The following is a 16,458-nucleotide window of genomic DNA, read 5'->3' on the forward strand; positions in this document are numbered from 1 at the left end:
CCATGCCTGAGACCTACTCGCTCGCACGCTCTTCGCCACCGTCACCCGCTCTCCCGGACCGGCTCATCGGTATCAGCCTGAAGATGTACATGTCACACGCGCAGACAGTGGACTGGGCCCACAGGGTCACCGAACTCACGCACGCCCACCCGGCAGTAACCTCGGGGGCGGCAGGACTGGCCCTCCTCCCCCAGTTTCCGTCGATCCCCGCTTGTCTCGACGTACCCGGGCCGCTGCAGATCGGAGCCCAGAACCTGTCCGCCGAGGATGCCGGTGCATGGACCGGGGAAGTCTCCGGAGCGGTACTTGCCGAACTCGGCTGCCGCTATGTCGAAGTGGGTCATGCCGAACGTCGTCGCCACTTCCATGAGACCGATGACATCGTCCGCGCGAAGATCGCCGCCGCACTGCGCCACCGCTTGGTCCCGGTCCTGTGCGTCGGGGAGGAGACTGCCGGTACACCGGAATCTGCCGCCGCCGAGGTGACCGCCCAGATCCGCTCGGCCCTGCCCACAACGGCTGGTGACCTGCCACCCCAGAGCGGCGTCGTCATCGCCTATGAGCCGATCTGGGCGATCGGTGCGCAGCAGCCAGCCGCCCCGGATTACATCATCGCCGTCTGCGAAGCGGTGCGTGCCCGCACTCGCACCCACTTTCCCAATCTCGACTTCCGCCTCATCTACGGCGGAAGCGCGGGACCCGGCCTCCTCACCCGCCTCGACCCCAGCGTCGACGGACTCTTCCTCGGCCGCTTCGCCCATGACCCCGATTCAGTGCCGAGGATCCTCGATGAACTCGCCGATGTCATTATGCTGAAATCATGAATGCACAGCCTCCGACCCCCCGCGCAGACATCGAACGTCGCGGACTCCGCGACCTCGTCTACGAACACATCCTCGAAATCCTTCTCACCGGAGAGATCTCCCCAGGCGAAAGAGTGTCCATCGACGGATTGGCCAGACAGCTCAATGTCTCTCCCACCCCCGTGCGTGAAGCACTCGTCGACCTCGAACGCACCGGCCTCGTCGTCCGCGAGGCCCTGCGCGGCTACCGCGTCTCACCTCCTCTGGAACGCGGACAGCTGCAAGAACTCTTCATCGCCCGAGAAACGGTGGAAACCGCGGCGACACGACTGGCCACACCGGCCGATGACGAACTGCTCAGAGCACTGGCAGCCGCCCACTCCGAGCATGAGAAGGCCGGTGACCGGGTGCGGGAGACAGCGGAGCAGGGCAACGAGGCGACAGACAGTCCCGAAGAGGCGCGCCGGATCCAGGTGAGCGCAGCTCAGGAGTACTTCGCCCGCGACCGGGACTTCCACGACAGCATCCTCGAGCACTGCGGCAACCGCTACCTCGTCAAGATGTCGCAGGACCTGGGGGCACAGGTCCACCGCCTGCGACAGGCCCTGCCCCACGGCATCACCGACGTCGACGAAGCTCTGGCCGAACATCACGCCATCATCGAGGCCTTCGCCTCACCGGACCCGACTGCACCCGAGGCGGCCATGCGCCACCACATCAGGATGGTCGCTCACCGCGCACTCGTCGAAGACCCTCAAACTCCCACCCAAGAGAACCACGAGGACCCATGAGCCCCACCCATCACACCATCGCCTGCTGCATGCACGGCTTCTCCCCCACCGATTCCGACGGCCGGCCGCTCCAGGAGGCTGCCCCGCAGACGTGGGCCGGAATCTTCTCGACACTGACCGGCCTCGGCTTCACGGCCATCGAGATCGCCGACAGCCATATCCGTCCCGCCGATCTCTCAACTGAACGCCGCGTCCTCCTCAAAGATCTTGCCGCCTCGGCGGGGGTCGAGCTCACCTCCATCCATGTCCAACGCCAGTCGATCATCGACCCCGACCATGGGGAGGCCAACCTCGACTACGCGCACCGAACGATCGATGCGGCCGCAGAACTCGGCTGCCAGGTCTTCTCCACCGGACTCCATCAGCCCTTCTCACAGGCCCAACGCGAGGCCCTGTGGTTCTGGACGGCGAAAGGCTGGACCGACCCCATCGACCCAGAGGTCCGCGCCCTGGCCGTCCGACGACTGCGGGAATTGGGCCGGCACGCCGCCGAGGTGGGCCTGCCCATGTCCTTGGAGATGTACGAGGACACGTATCTGGGCACCGCCGACTCCGCTGTCCGTCTCATTGAGGAGATCGGACTCGACAACGTCGGCCTCAATCCCGACATCGGCAATCTCATCCGCCTGCACCGCCCCATCGATGACTGGCGGGAGATGCACGAACTCACACTGCCCTACGCGAACTACTGGCACATGAAGAACTACCAGCGCGACGAGGCCGCTGACGGCTCCTGGTTCACGTCCCATCCGACGACGATGCGCGACGGACTCATCAACTACCGCGCAATGGTCACCCGCGCCGTGGAGCTCGGCTTCAACGGCCCCTTCCTCATGGAGCAGTACGGGGGCGACAGCCTCGGCGTCTGCGCGGAGAACAGAACCTACCTCGCAGGGCTCCTCTCCACCGCCCCAGCAACGAAAGGCACGACCGGCTCATGACACCGTCTTCTCATAGCTCCCAGTCATCGATCTCCCTGGGACCGGCTTTCCCTGCCGAACGCACCGCGGTCCTCACCGGCGTCGGCAGCAGAAACGGAATTGGCCGCCATACCGCGCACCGCTTGGCACGGACCGGCTGGAACCTCGGACTCATTGCCCGCCGCACCGACGAAGCGCAGGAACTTGCCGCAGAGATCACCGAAGAATATGGAGTGGCCGCCCTCGGCATGGGCGTGGACGTGACTCGATCAGCAGAGATCGCAGAGGCGGCGGCCGCCTTCGAAGCGGGCCTGCCCCAGATCGTTGCGCTGGCGAACTTCGCCGGAGTCTCCTCCTCGACGACCTACTTCGAGATCACCGACGAGGAGTGGGCTCGGGTGATGACGAACAACCTCACCTCGACCCATCTCGTCACTCAGGCCTTCGGACGCATCATGGCGAACAACGGCTTGGGCCGCATCATCGGCCTGTCCTCGGTCACGGCGCAGAAGGGCGGTGGAACATTCTCCAAGACCGCCTACGCCGCGGCCAAAGCCGGGATCGTCGGCCTCATGCGCGGTGTCGCCCTGGAACTCGGCCCCTACGGGGTCACCGCGAACTCGGTGTCCCCTGGCCCCGTCGACACCGACATCATGGGCGGCCCGCTCGATGACGAACGCCGCGAGGCGATGGGTGCCGCGACCGCTCTGGGACGAATCTCTGTGCCCGAAGATGTCTCTGCGACCGTCGAATTCCTCATCAGCGAGGGCGCCGGACACATCACGGGCCAGACCCTGAGCATCAATGGCGGGCTCTACTTCCACTGATTTCCCACGCTCACATCAAACCGATCCAATGGAGGATCCATGACCGTCAGCACAGATCACATCACGTTCGTCGGCATCGGGGCCATCGGCCTGCCCATGGCCCTGCGACTGCAGCAGGCAGGATTCCATGTCACGGGCGTCGACCCGTTCCCGGGGCCCCGGAAACGTGCCGCTGCGGAGGGACTGCCGACCGAGGAGCGACCGCTGTCTGCAGACTCAGCAGGCACGGTCATCGTCATGGTGGCTGACGGCAATCAGCTCAAGCAGGCACTCGATGGGGACGAGCAGACCGGGTCTCCCGGATTGCTCTCACTCATGTCGCCGGAAGCGGTGCTCATCATCATGAGCACCGTGGGCCCCGACGCGGTGCGAGCTGCAGCAGAACGCGCCGAAGAGCGTGGCATCGGCGTCCTCGACGTTCCCGTCACCGGGGGCATTGCCGGTGTTCTGGCGGGGACCCTGCGGATGCTCACCTCCGGCCCACGCGAGGTGCTCGAGTCGCGACGGACAGTCCTCGAATCCCTCGGAACGATCATCGACTGCGGCGAGAGAATCGGAGACGGGCAGTCGTTCAAAACGGTGAATCAGCTGCTGTGCTCAGTCCACGTCGTGGCCGCCGCCGAGGCACTGTCATTGGCCGAACGGCTCGGACTTGACCAGGCAAAGGTCCTCGAGGCTATGACTGCCGGTGCCGCGAACTCGTGGATGCTCGGTGATCGCGGTCCCCGCATGCTCCAAGGTGTTGACGTCAAGGTGGCCAGCGCCGTCGGCATCCTCGTCAAGGACACTGCCATCGTCGCCGAGGTGGCCGAAGATCTCGACATCGATCTCGCCCTGCTTCCTGTGGCAGCCCGGAAATTCGGCGAGGCAGTAGAACTGGGCCACCTCCGCCGCGACGACTCGCAGGTGATGCGGACCTACGAGGTGTGAGCGGCACGCCGCGAGAGCAGCGCGCCCACACCACACCGTTCAAACCTTCCCTGCTGACGTCTCGACATGCGTTCAGATGGGCGCGACAGTCGGCTTCCACGAGTCCGGCTCGATCGGCCGAGTCGCCGGCCGACGATCGGATGGTCGTTTCACAGGGTCTTCTTGAGATTGGGGCATCTTTCTGCGCGTAGCAATGAAGGCCTCGTGAAGATTATCGATTGAGGCAGGTTGGCCAAAGCGGTCGAGTTCCGCGAGCACTGCATTCAGTATGTTCTCTTGGCTCGCCAGCTTCCTGTCGCTGGTCACGGCAGCTTTCGAAAAGAGATCCTCTGCAAACCGTTGCTGTGCCCACCGGGCCAGCACTGCCGTAATATATGCACCCTGCCAAGCCGATGCCCGCAGGGACGACAAAGGCTTCTTCTCACATGAGAAGAAGCCTTCGTTGCGACCGTTGCAGTCGCAGGGATCCGTGATCGGATCAGGCGAGGCCGAGTGCCCCGAGGATGGCGTTAAGGATATCTGGGAGATTGAGGTTGATCATGATTTTCCTTTCGTCAAGACGCTTCACTTTTGTGAAGGCACCTTGATTTAATCAGTGATGTTTCCCCAGGTCAAAAGTCATGCGCCTCCAATCGGCTACCTACCGGATAGTAGTGTTTCCGATGCGGTCTCGGACCTGCCCGGAATCGACTCATCGCCCGCGCCATTCATAGGGAGTCTTATCGATGAACGCGTGCACGGCACTGTGGAAGTCCTGCGAACCATAGATACGCTCGACGATGTCCTCATCGTCGACGGAACCGCCAGCATCCGAGAGCCTGCGCACGACTTCCTTGACCGACCACATCGTCAGCGGTGCGTGCCCTTTGAGCGTATTCGCCCACTCTGCGGTCGCCTCGGCGATGTCCTCGGTCACGAGTCCGACGAAGCCTGCGGTCAGGGCCTCATCGGATTCGATGAACCGGGCACGCAGCAGCATGTCGACCACACGGGCACGGCCGAGCAGCTCGATGAGCAAGCTCAGGGTGTCCCCGGACAGACAGTTGCCGAGGGTCCGCGCGATCGGCACCCCGAAGCGTGCCCGCGGTGAGGCGATGCGCACGTCGGCACAGGCGGCGATGCCGAGCCCTCCGCCGACACAGTAGCCGTCGATCGCCGCGATGACCGGGACGTTCACGGCTCGCAGTCGAGCGAGCACCTCGGAGATGCGCTTTTCGTATGCGACACCTGCGGGGCCGTCGAACTCGGCGAACTGAGCGATGTCCGTTCCGGCGACGAAGGCCTTCCCGCCCGCTCCGCGCAGGACCATGACGCGGATGGAGTCATCTCCATCGGCCGTTTCACACGCCTCGGCGAGGCCCATGTACATGTCCCAGGTCATCGCGTTGCGCGCCTCGGGCCGGTTGAAGGTGACGGTGAGGACGCCGTCCTCGCGCTCGACGATCAGGTTGTCTGTCTTCGCCTCTGTGCCTGCTGCTTCGGTCATGGTCGCGCCTTTCCCTGTTCGCATCTCATTGTGACTTCAGTTCCACCAGCTCGGCTTCTGAGAACCCGAGTTCATCGAGAATCGAGTTGTCGGCACCGAGAGAGGGGCCGGCAGGTCCTCGCCTGGCCGGTGTTCGCGACAATCGCATCGGAGAGCCGATCTGCCGAACGGTGCCGGCCACCGGGTGCTCAGAGTCCCAGAAGAAGTCGCGGCTGGCCAGGTGCTCATCCGTGAACACCTGCGAATAGTCGCTGATCGGTGCGCAGGGCACCCCCGCCTCATTGAGGACTTCGACGACCTCATCGGTCGTCATCGTCTTCGTCTTCTCTTCGATGAGATCGATGAGCGCGTCTCTGTGAGTGAGCCTGTCATAGGACTCTTGGAAGCGTTCGTCGTCGAGCAGTTCCGCCAGGCCGAGGCCCTGACAGAACCTCACCCAGTTGCGAGGAGTGTTCGCACCGATGGTCACATACCCATCGGCTGAGTGGACCGCCTGATAGGGGGCTTGGTTCTGGTGTGCGGAACCGTTCGGCCGGCCCACCTTTCCATCGACGAAGTACCCCGCCGCTTCCCACACTGCGTAGGAGACTCCGCTCTCGAAGAGCGAGACGTCGATGTACTGGCCCTCCCCTGATCGGTTGCGTTCATAGAGCGCCGAGGTGAGAGCAAGCGCCACATACATCGCCGAGGTGAGATCGCAGATAGGCACTCCCACCTTGGCCGGTGGCGAGTCGGGCTGGCCGGTGATGCTCATCAGCCCGCTGCGGGCCTGGGCCATGATGTCGAGCCCGGCCAATTTCGCCAGCGGGCCGTCCTGGCCCCACCCCGATGCCGAGGCGTAGATGATCCCGGGGTTGCGCTCACGGACGTTCTCGTAGGCGACACCGAGGCGCTGCATGACTCCGGGCCGCATGTTCTCCACCACGACGTCGGCCGTCTCCGCCAGTCGCATGAAGGCTTCCTGCCCGACCTCGCTCTTGAGATCGAGGGTGATGGATTCCTTGTTCCGGTTGATGAGCATGTATGGGGCGCTCTCTCCGTTGATGAAGGGCCCTGTGCTGCGCGTCTGATCACCGCCCGTGGGGTTTTCGATCTTGATCACCCGTGCACCGAGGTCGGCCAGCTGCATCGTGGCGAATGGTCCGGCCATGAACACTCCGAGTTCAAGAACGGTCACCCCGGAGAGGGGCCCTTCGCCACCACCACTCGAGCCGGATTCGGTTTCATCCATGAGATCCTCCTCTGTCATTCATCGATCCTGTAGGAATCACGTGCCCAACCTTGGACAAAGCATTGATTTGCTGGTGTGATCCGCGTTACAGTCTTCACACTACTGTATACAAAAGAGGATCTATCCGGAAGTGGTCACTCTCATCGCATCTCAACCCAGTTTGGCGACATTGGCCAGGCAAGCACTCGAAGGGACGATCCTGGCAGGCAACTACATGCCGGGAGAACGACTCGTGGAGGAGCGCCTGTGCGAGGAACTGGGCATCTCACGCCCTCCGCTGCGTGAGGCACTCAAAGAACTCGCTCACACCGGTCTCGTCGAGCACGTGCCGCGCAAAGGCGTGAGGATCATGTCGATCTCCCAACACGATGTCTTCGAGATCGCCACCCTGCGTCGCGAACTCGAACGAATGGCCATGAGTCTGACGCTGCCCGAGCTCGCTCCGGACAGAGTCGAACGCTGCCGCGAGACGCTGCGCAGGATGGAAGCGATCGCCGAATCCGGCACTGAAGGCGACATGGTCGCGGCCGGGTTCGAATTCCATTATGCAGTCGTCGGCCTGGCCGGTCACGCGAGGATCGAATCGACGTACCGGGCGATGGCGATGCAGCTGCAGATGTGCATGGCGCTGAACAACCAGGCCAGGCGCGAGATCGAGGATCTCGACGGCAACGTCGCCAGGCATGCGCGCATGCTCGACGTCATCCTTCGTCGCGACCCCGATGAGATCGAACGCGAATTCGACGACCACGGAAACCTGTCGTTCCTCGTCGACACCGTTGACCAGCTCGACGGGGCCACTCCGGAATCCGATCGTTGGCTCGAGGAGGTACGCGCTTCGCTGTCTGCGACCAATTGAGCTGTCGACGCTGACACCAGCCGACTGCAACATCAGCAACGCACTATCGGGCACCACAGATAATTCTGTCAAGGGAGATGGAAATGCATTCGAAGAAACTGCTCACCACCGCGGCCGTGACCGGCACTCTCGCATTGGGCCTCAGCGCCTGCGGCCAAGCCTCGGGAGATACCGACGGCGGAGAATTCGAGCCGAAGGGCAATGTCACGATGATCGTGCCCTTCGCCGCTGGCGGCGGAAGCGATATCGCCGGCCGTGCCACTGCCTCGGGGCTGGAGGGGGCCACCGATAAGACCATCACGGTTCAGAACATCGATGGCGGCTCGGGAGCCGTCGGCTATTCGGAGTTCCTCGGGCGCAGCGGCGATCCGAACTATCTCCTCGCCACGGAGACGGCGATGCTCGCTCTGCCGGCAACACAGGATGTGGAGTTCACCCACGAGAGCTTCACTCCGATCATGAAGCTCGGAGATGACTACACTCTCGTCGTCACCAAGGCGGACTCTCCCCTGAAGACCTGTTCCGATCTCACGGATAAGGGTAAGAAGGAGCGGACTGTCGTCGCCATCTCCGGGGCCACTGGTCTCGACAACATCACGTTCACCCTGATGGAGAAGGCCACCAAGGCGAAATTCGATCGCGTGCCCTTCGAGTCCGGCGCCGAGGCGATCACCGCGGCTCTCGGCGGCCAGGTCGAGGCGATCTCAGTCAACCCGGGCGAAGTCTCGGGACAGTTGGAGTCGGGGGACCTCAAACCTCTGTGCGCCGCGGCCGATAAGCGCTACGAATATCCGGAGCTCAAGGATATTCCAACGGCAAAGGAACAGGGCATCGACGTCGCCTTCGCACAGTTCCGTGGTGTCATCGCTCCCGGAGACATTCCCGAGGAGGCGAAGGAGTACTGGATCAAGAAGGCGAAGGAGTTTGAGAAGTCGGACGCATATAAGACCTACATCGAAGACAACATGATGCAGCCCAACGCCGCCTACGGCGATGACTTCGCCACCTATCTCGGCGAGAACGACAAAGAGCTTCGGGAAGCGATCGGGAAATGATCATGACGCCAGACATCCCCCGAATCGTTCTCGTTCCCGGAGATCTCTCCGGCGTCGGCCCCGAGCTCATGGCTCGGCTCCTCGCTGATCCCGCCAATCGCACTCGGGCGCGACTGCTCGTCACAGCGACGGCGGAGGAACTGGACTCCTTCGCCGCAACGGCGGCGGTGACGATCGCCGATCGCGATGGCATCGAATATCTCGGCACCGACTACCGCGGGCCTGCCATTCCCGTCGGTGAAGTCAGCATCGCCGCAGGTAAGCGCGCTCTGGCGGATCTGGCCACAGCGCTCGACCTGTGCGCAGACGGTGGGGCCGATGCTGTGATGTTCCTCCCTCTGAACAAGGGGGCCATGGGGCAGGCAGGCATGACCGAGGAGGACGAGCTGCGCTGGTTCGCCAAGCGGCTCGACTTCGACGGCTTCACCTCGGAGCTCAATTTCATCGAATCGCTCGTCACGGCACGTGTCACCTCGCATGTTCCGGTCTCGGAGATCGCCGAGGGCATCAGCGCCGGAAAGGTTCTCGAGACCATCGAGCTGCTCAACCGTGTTGTGGCGCAGACGCGTACGTCGACACCTCGCCTGGCCGTCTGCGCGCTCAACCCGCATGCAGGTGAAGGCGGGAAATTCGGCAGAGAGGAGATCGACGACATCGCCCCGGCCATCGAATTGGCCCGCTCGCGTGGAATCGATGTCGAGGGGCCCTTCCCCTGTGACACTCTCTTCGCCCGCGCGGTCGGCGGGGACTACGACGGGGTGGTGACGATGTATCACGATCAGGGTCAGATCGCGATGAAGCTGCTCGGGTTCGATCAGGGAGTCACTGTCCACGGTGGGATTCCGATTCCCATCGCTACCCCTGCACACGGCACCGCTCACAACATCGTCGGCACAGGCAAGGCCGACCTCGGGCCCAGCACCCATGCCTTCGACCTGGCGGTGCGGATGGCTGAGAGCCGTCGGGCCACCGCAGATACCGACAACGCAGTCGCGGGTGCGGGTGCGGGAACGGCGGGTGCGGGAACGGCGGCTGCGGGAGCAGCGGCTGGAGTGCAGGTGAGTCCACGATGAGCACGGCAACCGACACACAGAAGATTCCGCCTCGGAACAAGCCGGATCTCGCCGATGTCGTCGGGACTTCGATCCTCGGAGTCATCGGAGGAACGGCCGCGATCATGGGATTCGGCTACGGTCTCACCGTGGAAGGCGGGCAGGTCGGGCCGGGAATGCTCCCCTTCCTCACCGGAGTATTCATCTTCCTCGCCTCGGCGGCTGAGATCTTCCGGCTCTTCTTCGCCCGCGTGGGCACCTCCGGAGGTCGCATCATGTCTGCGGTTGAAGACATCGAAGCCAGGGCGGCGGAGTCGATCGACTCCATAGCCGAGTCTCATTCCGATGACGATTCGAACGGTGACCTCGACACCTTCGGGCGGACTGAGAAGCAGCGTAACCGCACACCCTTCTACATCTTCATCACGTTCGGAGTCGCGCTCGCGCTCATTCCCGTCATCGGTCTCATCATCTCTTTGGCCGCCGCGATCCTCTTTCTGCTCCTCGTCGTGGAGAAGCAGAAATGGTGGACATCTGCGGCCACAACGATCGGCGCAGCCGTTTTCGTCTACATCGTCTTCGGGCTCATCCTGTCGGTTCCCATGCCGACAGGGATGCTCGGACTGATCTGAGGACTCTCCATGATCGACAATCTCATGCTCGGGCTGGAAACCGCAGTCAGCCCCGAAAACCTTCTCTGGTGCTTCGTCGGCGTCCTCCTGGGAACCGTCATCGGGTTGCTGCCGGGCCTCGGCTCCACCACGGGTGTGGCCATTCTTCTGCCCGTGACCCTGGCCTTCGAACCGGTCACAGCCCTCATCATGTTGGCTGGAATCTACTACGGATCCCAGTACGGGTCCTCGATCAGTTCGATCCTCATCTCCACCCCCGGAGACGCATCGAGCGTCGTGCTCACCCTCGACGGCTATCAGATGGCACGCAAAGGTCGAGCGGGAGCAGCCTTGGCGATCTCCGCCCTGGCGTCCTTCTTCGCTGCGATCATCTCGCTCATCGGCCTCATGGCCTTGGCCCAGCCAATCGCACATTTCGCGCTCAACTTCGGTCCTGCGGAGAATCTCGCGATCATATTGTTGGGTATGGCCACGATCGTGTCCTTTGCCGGTGAGAACATTCTGCGCGGCATCACAATGGCCGCGGCAGGCCTCCTCGTGTCGATGGTCGGTGTTGCATCCGGCTTCTCCACAGCACGGTTCACCTTCGGCAGCGTGAACCTGCTCTCCGGACTCGATTTCGTTGCCGTGATGATCGGAATCTTCGCCGTCGGTGAGGTTCTCCACCAGATCCGCCGAGGCGGTGAGAAGCCCATCCGTGCACGTTTCAAAGATCTGCTGGTGACGAAGGAGGAGCTGACCCGCTCCGCCCCTGCGGCCACCCGCGGCACCCTCTTGGGCTTTGCCGTCGGTGTCCTCCCCGGCGCCGGAGCCACTCTGGCCACATTCCTCGCCTACGGCGTGGAGAAGCAGGTGAGTAAGTTCAAGCACCTCATCGGGAAGGGCGCTCCGGAGGCTGTGGCCTCCCCGGAGGCCGCGAACAACGCTGCCGCCAATGCGAGCTTCATCCCCACACTTGCACTCGGCATTCCCGGAAGCGGAACGACTGCAGTGCTGCTGGGTGCCTTCGTCATCTTCGGACTCCAGCCCGGTCCTCTGCTCTTTCAACAGGAACCTGACCTGGTGTGGGGTCTGCTGGTGAGCTTCTTCTTCGGCAACCTCATCCTGCTGGTGCTCAACCTGCCTCTGGCTCCGGTCTTCGCTCAGATCCTCAGGATCCCGTACGTCTTCCTCTACCCCATCGTGCTCATGATGAGCTTCGTCGGTGCCTTCGCGCTGGGAAACAACACGTTCACACTGTGGATCGTGTTCTTCTCCGGGCTGCTCGGCTACTTCATGAAGCGTTTCGACTTCCCGGCGGCACCATTCGTGCTCGGCCTGGTGCTGGGCCCGCTGTTGGAGAAGTACCTGGTCCAGACCTCGGCGATGGGCGACGGGAACCTCTTCATCATGTTCCAGCGTCCGTTTTCGCTCATCCTCACGGTCGCGGCCCTCATCGCTCTCGCCTACCCATTGGTGAGTGCGGTGATCCGTAACCTCAGAACACGCAAGGCTGATGCTGCGGCGAAGGAAAACGTCACCCAGTAATTGACTCTCTACCCACCGTGACCAGTGGAATCGTCAGCCGAGTTGACGATTCCACTGGTCACAGGTTCGCTCAAGCTCGGTGGCACAGACGCCTGGCCCGAAGCGCCAGCACCCCGTCAACAATGAGGAACCCAAGCAGGCTGATCCCCACCATCGGCAGGAATACCCCGATCGCCACGGCTGCGAGCACGGCCGCGGTCACCGACCACCACGGTGCGTCAGCAAGCGCGCCGCGGACAGGTGTGATCCCGAACTTCTTGCTCGGATCATGCTTGGGTCGGCGCTGCCACCACATCACATAGCCCCACACGACCATGGACGCGATTGCGATTGCGAGGACGACGAGGACGATCTGGTTGGCCAGGCCGAACATCGTTCCCATGTGCAGGTCGATGCCCCACCGTGCCAGCTTCGAGGCGACCCCGTAGTCGGAGAAGTCGACACGGTCGGTGATCTCCATGGTCTTGGCATCGATCGCCACGGCATCGACCTCAGTGGGGAAGCTGCGTTGGATCTCTTGGACGACCCACGCCGAATCAGCATCGGCCGGCGGCAGAATCTCGACGAGTCCGGTGTTGACGTTGATGTCGCGCGCCATGGCCAGGGTCATGTCGAAATCGGCCGGGTCGATTCCGCCGGCATCGGTCGCACCAGTTTGTCCCATGTGAGCACCGTCCTCGTGGCCGGCATTGCTCTCGTGACCCGCGTGACCGGCATTGCCCTCGTGACCCGCGTGACCGTCGTGGCCGTCGTTGCCCGATTCCCTCGTTGCCGAGTCTCGACCGAGGTCGGTCGAGACCGCAGGCGTCGACCAATCCAGCGCCGCCCGCAGCTTCGTCACATTGTCTCCGCCCAGCTGGGACCAGGTGATGCCGGTGGCGGACAGGAACAGCATCCCGATCGCGGCCCACACTCCAACCGAGGCGTGCCAGGAGAAGGTGCGTCGCAGGCCCTTGTGTTTCCGCGTCGGCCGCAGCATCGCTGAAGCATTCCGCGTCTTACGGGCGCGCATCACCCACAGGCACAGTCCCGCGACCGCGATGATGCCCAGCCAGGACGCGGCGAGTTCACTGTAATACCGCCCGAAGTCGCCGAGGTGAAGGCTGCGGTGCAGCTGATCGACCCAGGTTCTCAACGGCAGGGATCCCGAGGTCCCGTACACGGTCAGGTCACCCTTCACCTCGGCGGTGGTGGGATCGATGAAGATCGCCCGGGATTCGCTCTCGTCCAGGTTCGGGTCCTCGAACATCACCCGGGTCGTTGCGCCGGGCTCCGGAGCTGGGCGCACCGCGCTGATGGTCTCGCCTCCTCCGGTGTAGGTCGTGGCCGCCGTGACCTGGTCGGCCAGCGGCAGGGCGGGGCCCGTCGCCTGAGTGGTCAGCTCATCTGCGTAGACGACCGTTTCGATCTGCGGGCTGATCGCATACAGGGCGCCGCTGAGTGCGGCGATGAGGATGAAGGGGCCGACGAAGGTTCCGGCATAGAAGTGGAGGCGGCGCAAGAGCTGGCCGAGCCAGCCCCGGCTGGGTGTTCGTGATTTGGTCCGCCCGGTTTCGGGCAGGGTTGTCAGAGAGGTGGTCATGGTGAAGCTTTCTGTGGGGTGCGCTCGGCCGCCCTGAAATTCGGTCAGGCGAGCGCGCGCCAGCGAATGTCCGCCGACGCTGAGGTCAGTGATGATGGGGTCAGAAAGCTTCCACGGGTGGCCCCCGGGTCAGGACAGGAGAGCGCAGAACGCCGAGGTGACGAGGCAGGATCGCGGCGACGCCGAGGTGGGGCTTCGGACCGCTCGGAACCGGTATCGGCCGCACCACGGTTGGCAGAAGCGCGTGGATGACGAGCCGGAGGAAACTGCCGATCTTCGCCGGCAGTGCTTCCGCCCAGTAGATCACGGCGATGGTGAGGACGGCCGCGATGAGGTGCGCCAGGAGCATCGCCGGTGAAGCATGCGCATGCACGCCACTGCTTGTGCTCGACGCTGTCATTGCACCGTACATTCCGGGCATCGCCCCGTGTCCTGCCCCGGAAATCATTGCGGCTGTGGCGGCCGGATCAGAATGGTGCAGCGCATGCTGTGCAACGGCGTTCGTCGGCGCGTGGTTCCCGGACATCGGCGTGAAGACGGAGAAGAGCAGGTGGAACAGTGACTGACTGGCCAGCACCGACATCGACAGACGCGGCAGTGACAGCCGCCGGCCGGTAAGGAGAACGCAGACCAGAGTCGACAGAGCCAGGGGCACCACGACGCCCATTGCCGCGGGCAGGGAACCGCCGCCGACCACGTGAGAAGTCAGTGCCACGAAGGTGGCGAACACTGCGGCGCCGGCCCCGCGCAGGGCACGTTGACCACGCGATGCGCCCGGATCTTGCGGCGCGCTCGAACTCCGCGCCTCGCACGACCCTCTCGGGCCGCGCGAGTTCAGTGCGCGTCGGCTCTGCGGCTGGGATCTCACAAGGAACATTCTCACATGGACGACCTCACCACCTCGGCGATATCGACGATTCGAGCCCTCCCAACCCGAGGCCCCCTACCGCGTCGAGACCTCCCCGTCTCGACGAGACCTACCTGAAGGCCGGCTCATTCTCCGCCAGCTTCGGAACCGCGACTCCCAACCGTCGGGCGTCGGCGAGGACATCGCGCGGGTAGACGGCTTGCGCCTCATAGTCGATATGGCCGGTGGACTGCGCCTGGTCCATGATGACGCTGAACATGTTGTCGCCAGTGAGCAGTTTCTGCATTGCGAAGCCGATAGCTCCTGCGGGAATATATGTCGCCGCTGCCGCGCCGAGTCTCGAGGTGCCGCCCTTTGCTCTGAGCACCGGGATCATCTCGCGCACGAGGCGCACGACTTCGCTGAGAGCGGGCCGGGATCGGACGAGGGCGTCGAAGCTTCCCATCCGCAACCAGCCGACCATGATTCCGGCGTCGAGGATGAAGTGGAACCACAGCCAGCTGCGGAAGTCTTTCACTTCGGAGATTGAGAACCCGGCCGTGGCGAAGAGATCCCGGACGGCTCGGTGTCTGCCGGTGCGGCTCGAACCATCGATGTCGCCGAGGAATATGCTCTTGACGAATCCGCCGTGCAGGGAGTTGCCGGAGTAGCCTCCTCCCCCGCCCGGGAATCCCCAGACGATCTGTTCGCGGGGCAGCCCGGCCACGGCGGCAGCAGGTTCGGCCCAGATGTTGTTGAAGATGAGGACGGTGGCTTCGCCGACTCGGCTGCTGAGGAAGTCGACCACGATGTCCAGCTGATCGTGGTTGACGCTGACGATGATGAGGTCGTAGTCGTGGTCCGGCTCGAGGTCTTCGCGCAGCGTGATGGGCCAGGCTCCTCGCACCGACGTCCCTTTCCGAGAAGTCCGACCGTCCCTGATGTCCAAGTCGACCGAGGACCCGAAGTCGGCGGTCCGTCCGGGGCGGACATAGAAGTCGACCTCGTTTCCTGCCTTCTCCAGGGCCCATCCGTACAGTGTCGAAATGACTCCGCGGCCGAACATCAGAACCTTCATATCTGCGTCTCTCCTCTGCACCGTTCGGCGCTTCTCAACTCTCCACAATATGTGGAAGATGGTTTCCACTTACATATAGACTAAGCAGTGAATCCATCGAAGCATTCCGATTTTCCGGAAGTGAGAGAAGAAATGGCCGAGACGACTCAGATCGATGCGCAGCACTCGCCAAACGATGCCGGCGGTGCAGACTTCGACCGTCCGAAACTGCGTGCGGATGCCGCGGACAACAGAGCGCGCATCCTCGCGGCGGCGCGCGATCTCTTCACCGAGCGTGGCATCGATGTGCCCATGACCGCGATCGCCCGACGGGCAGGGGTCGGTGCGGCCACTCTGTTCCGTCGGTTCCCCGATCGCCGATCACTCATCGCCGAGGTTTTCGCCACTCAGCTCACGCATTGCGAATCGGTCCTCGAAGAAGCCGCTGCAGATCCGGACCCCTGGCATGGCTTCTGCACGTTCATCGAAGACCTCGGCCGGATGCAGATCGAGGACCGCGGGTTCACCGAGGCGTTCCTCTCAGCCTTCGCCGAGGACGCGGGGATCGATGAGAAGCGCCTACGCGCGGAAGCCGCCTTCGCAGACCTGGTCGAACGTGCGCAGAAGGCAGGCGGGCTCCGACACGATTTCAGCCCCAGCGACCTCATGCTGATCTTCCTGGCCAACGGCGGCATCAGCGAGGCTCCGCCCGAACATGCTCACGACCTCTCGCGACGGCTCATCGCCTACCTGCTGCAGAGTTTCGAGGCGAATGGTCAGCAGGCCGGACGATCACTTCCCGGACCAAGCCGCATCGGGCTCGGCGAAGTCTTCGCCGCGTCCCAGTGAGCGTTCAACC

At 63.5% G+C, this 16,458-nt stretch carries 16 protein-coding genes; 11 read left to right on the forward strand and 5 right to left on the reverse strand.

The features are described 5' to 3' along the window. Nucleotides 1-2: 2 nt before the first annotated feature. Genes HU144_RS02465 through HU144_RS02485 form a run of 5 tightly spaced genes read left to right on the forward strand, consistent with a single transcriptional unit; the run spans nucleotide 3 to nucleotide 4,271 of the window. Nucleotides 3-824 carry a triose-phosphate isomerase family protein gene (locus tag HU144_RS02465; RefSeq protein WP_268825786.1) on the forward strand — a complete coding sequence of 274 codons (822 nt, stop codon included), beginning with the start codon at nucleotides 3-5 and terminating at the stop codon, nucleotides 822-824. Beyond that, nucleotides 821-1,594, forward strand: coding sequence for a GntR family transcriptional regulator (locus tag HU144_RS02470; protein WP_235349986.1), 774 nt, complete (start codon nucleotides 821-823; stop codon nucleotides 1,592-1,594). The genes HU144_RS02465 and HU144_RS02470 overlap by 4 nt, the downstream gene beginning before the upstream one ends. Next, nucleotides 1,591-2,535, forward strand: coding sequence for a sugar phosphate isomerase/epimerase family protein (locus HU144_RS02475; protein WP_235349987.1), 945 nt, complete (start codon nucleotides 1,591-1,593; stop codon nucleotides 2,533-2,535). Before HU144_RS02470 ends, HU144_RS02475 begins: the two co-directional genes overlap by 4 nt. Further along, on the forward strand, nucleotides 2,532-3,341 hold the full coding sequence (locus HU144_RS02480; protein ID WP_235349988.1) for an SDR family NAD(P)-dependent oxidoreductase: 810 nt from the start codon (nucleotides 2,532-2,534) through the stop codon (nucleotides 3,339-3,341). Before HU144_RS02475 ends, HU144_RS02480 begins: the two co-directional genes overlap by 4 nt. A 39-nt stretch (nucleotides 3,342-3,380) precedes the next feature. Continuing rightward, the gene (locus HU144_RS02485) at nucleotides 3,381-4,271 is read left to right on the forward strand and encodes an NAD(P)-dependent oxidoreductase (RefSeq protein ID WP_235349989.1); all 891 of its coding nucleotides are present in this window, start codon (nucleotides 3,381-3,383) and stop codon (nucleotides 4,269-4,271) included. A 691-nt stretch (nucleotides 4,272-4,962) separates the two neighbouring features. Here the strand turns inward: HU144_RS02485 and HU144_RS02490 are convergent. Further along, complete coding sequence (locus HU144_RS02490; protein WP_235349990.1) at nucleotides 4,963-5,757, reverse strand: enoyl-CoA hydratase/isomerase family protein; 795 nt, start codon at nucleotides 5,755-5,757, stop codon at nucleotides 4,963-4,965. A gap of 25 nt (nucleotides 5,758-5,782) precedes the next feature. Beyond that, nucleotides 5,783-6,988, reverse strand: coding sequence for a CaiB/BaiF CoA transferase family protein (locus tag HU144_RS02495; protein ID WP_235349991.1), 1,206 nt, complete (start codon nucleotides 6,986-6,988; stop codon nucleotides 5,783-5,785). Nucleotides 6,989-7,118: 130 nt separating this feature from the next. Between HU144_RS02495 and HU144_RS19080 the strand changes: the two genes are divergently transcribed. The 5 genes from HU144_RS19080 to HU144_RS02525 all read left to right on the forward strand — a co-directional run bounded on the left by HU144_RS19080 (nucleotide 7,119) and on the right by HU144_RS02525 (nucleotide 12,113). Further along, nucleotides 7,119-7,847: a GntR family transcriptional regulator gene (locus HU144_RS19080; RefSeq protein WP_328284266.1), complete on the forward strand. Its 729-nt coding sequence runs from the start codon at nucleotides 7,119-7,121 to the stop codon at nucleotides 7,845-7,847. 83 nt (nucleotides 7,848-7,930) lie between these two features. After that, nucleotides 7,931-8,902: a tripartite tricarboxylate transporter substrate binding protein gene (locus tag HU144_RS02510; RefSeq protein ID WP_235349992.1), complete on the forward strand. Its 972-nt coding sequence runs from the start codon at nucleotides 7,931-7,933 to the stop codon at nucleotides 8,900-8,902. Nucleotides 8,903-8,904: 2 nt separating this feature from the next. Continuing rightward, complete coding sequence (locus tag HU144_RS02515; protein WP_235349993.1) at nucleotides 8,905-9,975, forward strand: 4-hydroxythreonine-4-phosphate dehydrogenase PdxA; 1,071 nt, start codon at nucleotides 8,905-8,907, stop codon at nucleotides 9,973-9,975. Next, nucleotides 9,972-10,586 carry a tripartite tricarboxylate transporter TctB family protein gene (locus HU144_RS02520; RefSeq protein WP_235349994.1) on the forward strand — a complete coding sequence of 205 codons (615 nt, stop codon included), beginning with the start codon at nucleotides 9,972-9,974 and terminating at the stop codon, nucleotides 10,584-10,586. The genes HU144_RS02515 and HU144_RS02520 overlap by 4 nt, the downstream gene beginning before the upstream one ends. Before the next feature lie 9 nt (nucleotides 10,587-10,595). After that, complete coding sequence (locus tag HU144_RS02525; protein WP_235349995.1) at nucleotides 10,596-12,113, forward strand: tripartite tricarboxylate transporter permease; 1,518 nt, start codon at nucleotides 10,596-10,598, stop codon at nucleotides 12,111-12,113. A gap of 70 nt (nucleotides 12,114-12,183) precedes the next feature. Here the strand turns inward: HU144_RS02525 and HU144_RS02530 are convergent, their stop codons facing one another. The 3 genes from HU144_RS02530 to HU144_RS02540 all read right to left on the reverse strand — a co-directional run bounded on the left by HU144_RS02530 (nucleotide 12,184) and on the right by HU144_RS02540 (nucleotide 15,620). After that, a complete protein-coding gene (locus HU144_RS02530; RefSeq protein ID WP_235349996.1) occupies nucleotides 12,184-13,695 on the reverse strand; it encodes a PepSY-associated TM helix domain-containing protein in 1,512 nt (503 codons plus the stop codon). A 100-nt stretch (nucleotides 13,696-13,795) separates the two neighbouring features. After that, complete coding sequence (locus tag HU144_RS02535) at nucleotides 13,796-14,410, reverse strand: hypothetical protein (protein ID WP_235349997.1); 615 nt, start codon at nucleotides 14,408-14,410, stop codon at nucleotides 13,796-13,798. Between the two features lie 262 nt (nucleotides 14,411-14,672). Further along, on the reverse strand, nucleotides 14,673-15,620 hold the full coding sequence (locus HU144_RS02540; RefSeq protein WP_235349998.1) for a ketopantoate reductase family protein: 948 nt from the start codon (nucleotides 15,618-15,620) through the stop codon (nucleotides 14,673-14,675). A gap of 132 nt (nucleotides 15,621-15,752) precedes the next feature. Between HU144_RS02540 and HU144_RS02545 the strand changes: the two genes are divergently transcribed. Beyond that, complete coding sequence (locus HU144_RS02545; protein WP_235349999.1) at nucleotides 15,753-16,448, forward strand: TetR/AcrR family transcriptional regulator; 696 nt, start codon at nucleotides 15,753-15,755, stop codon at nucleotides 16,446-16,448. Nucleotides 16,449-16,458: the final 10 nt, after the last annotated feature.

This window comes from Brevibacterium sp. UCMA 11752 (genome assembly GCF_021532235.1).
GTDB classification, from domain to species: Bacteria; Actinomycetota; Actinomycetes; order Actinomycetales; family Brevibacteriaceae; genus Brevibacterium; species Brevibacterium antiquum.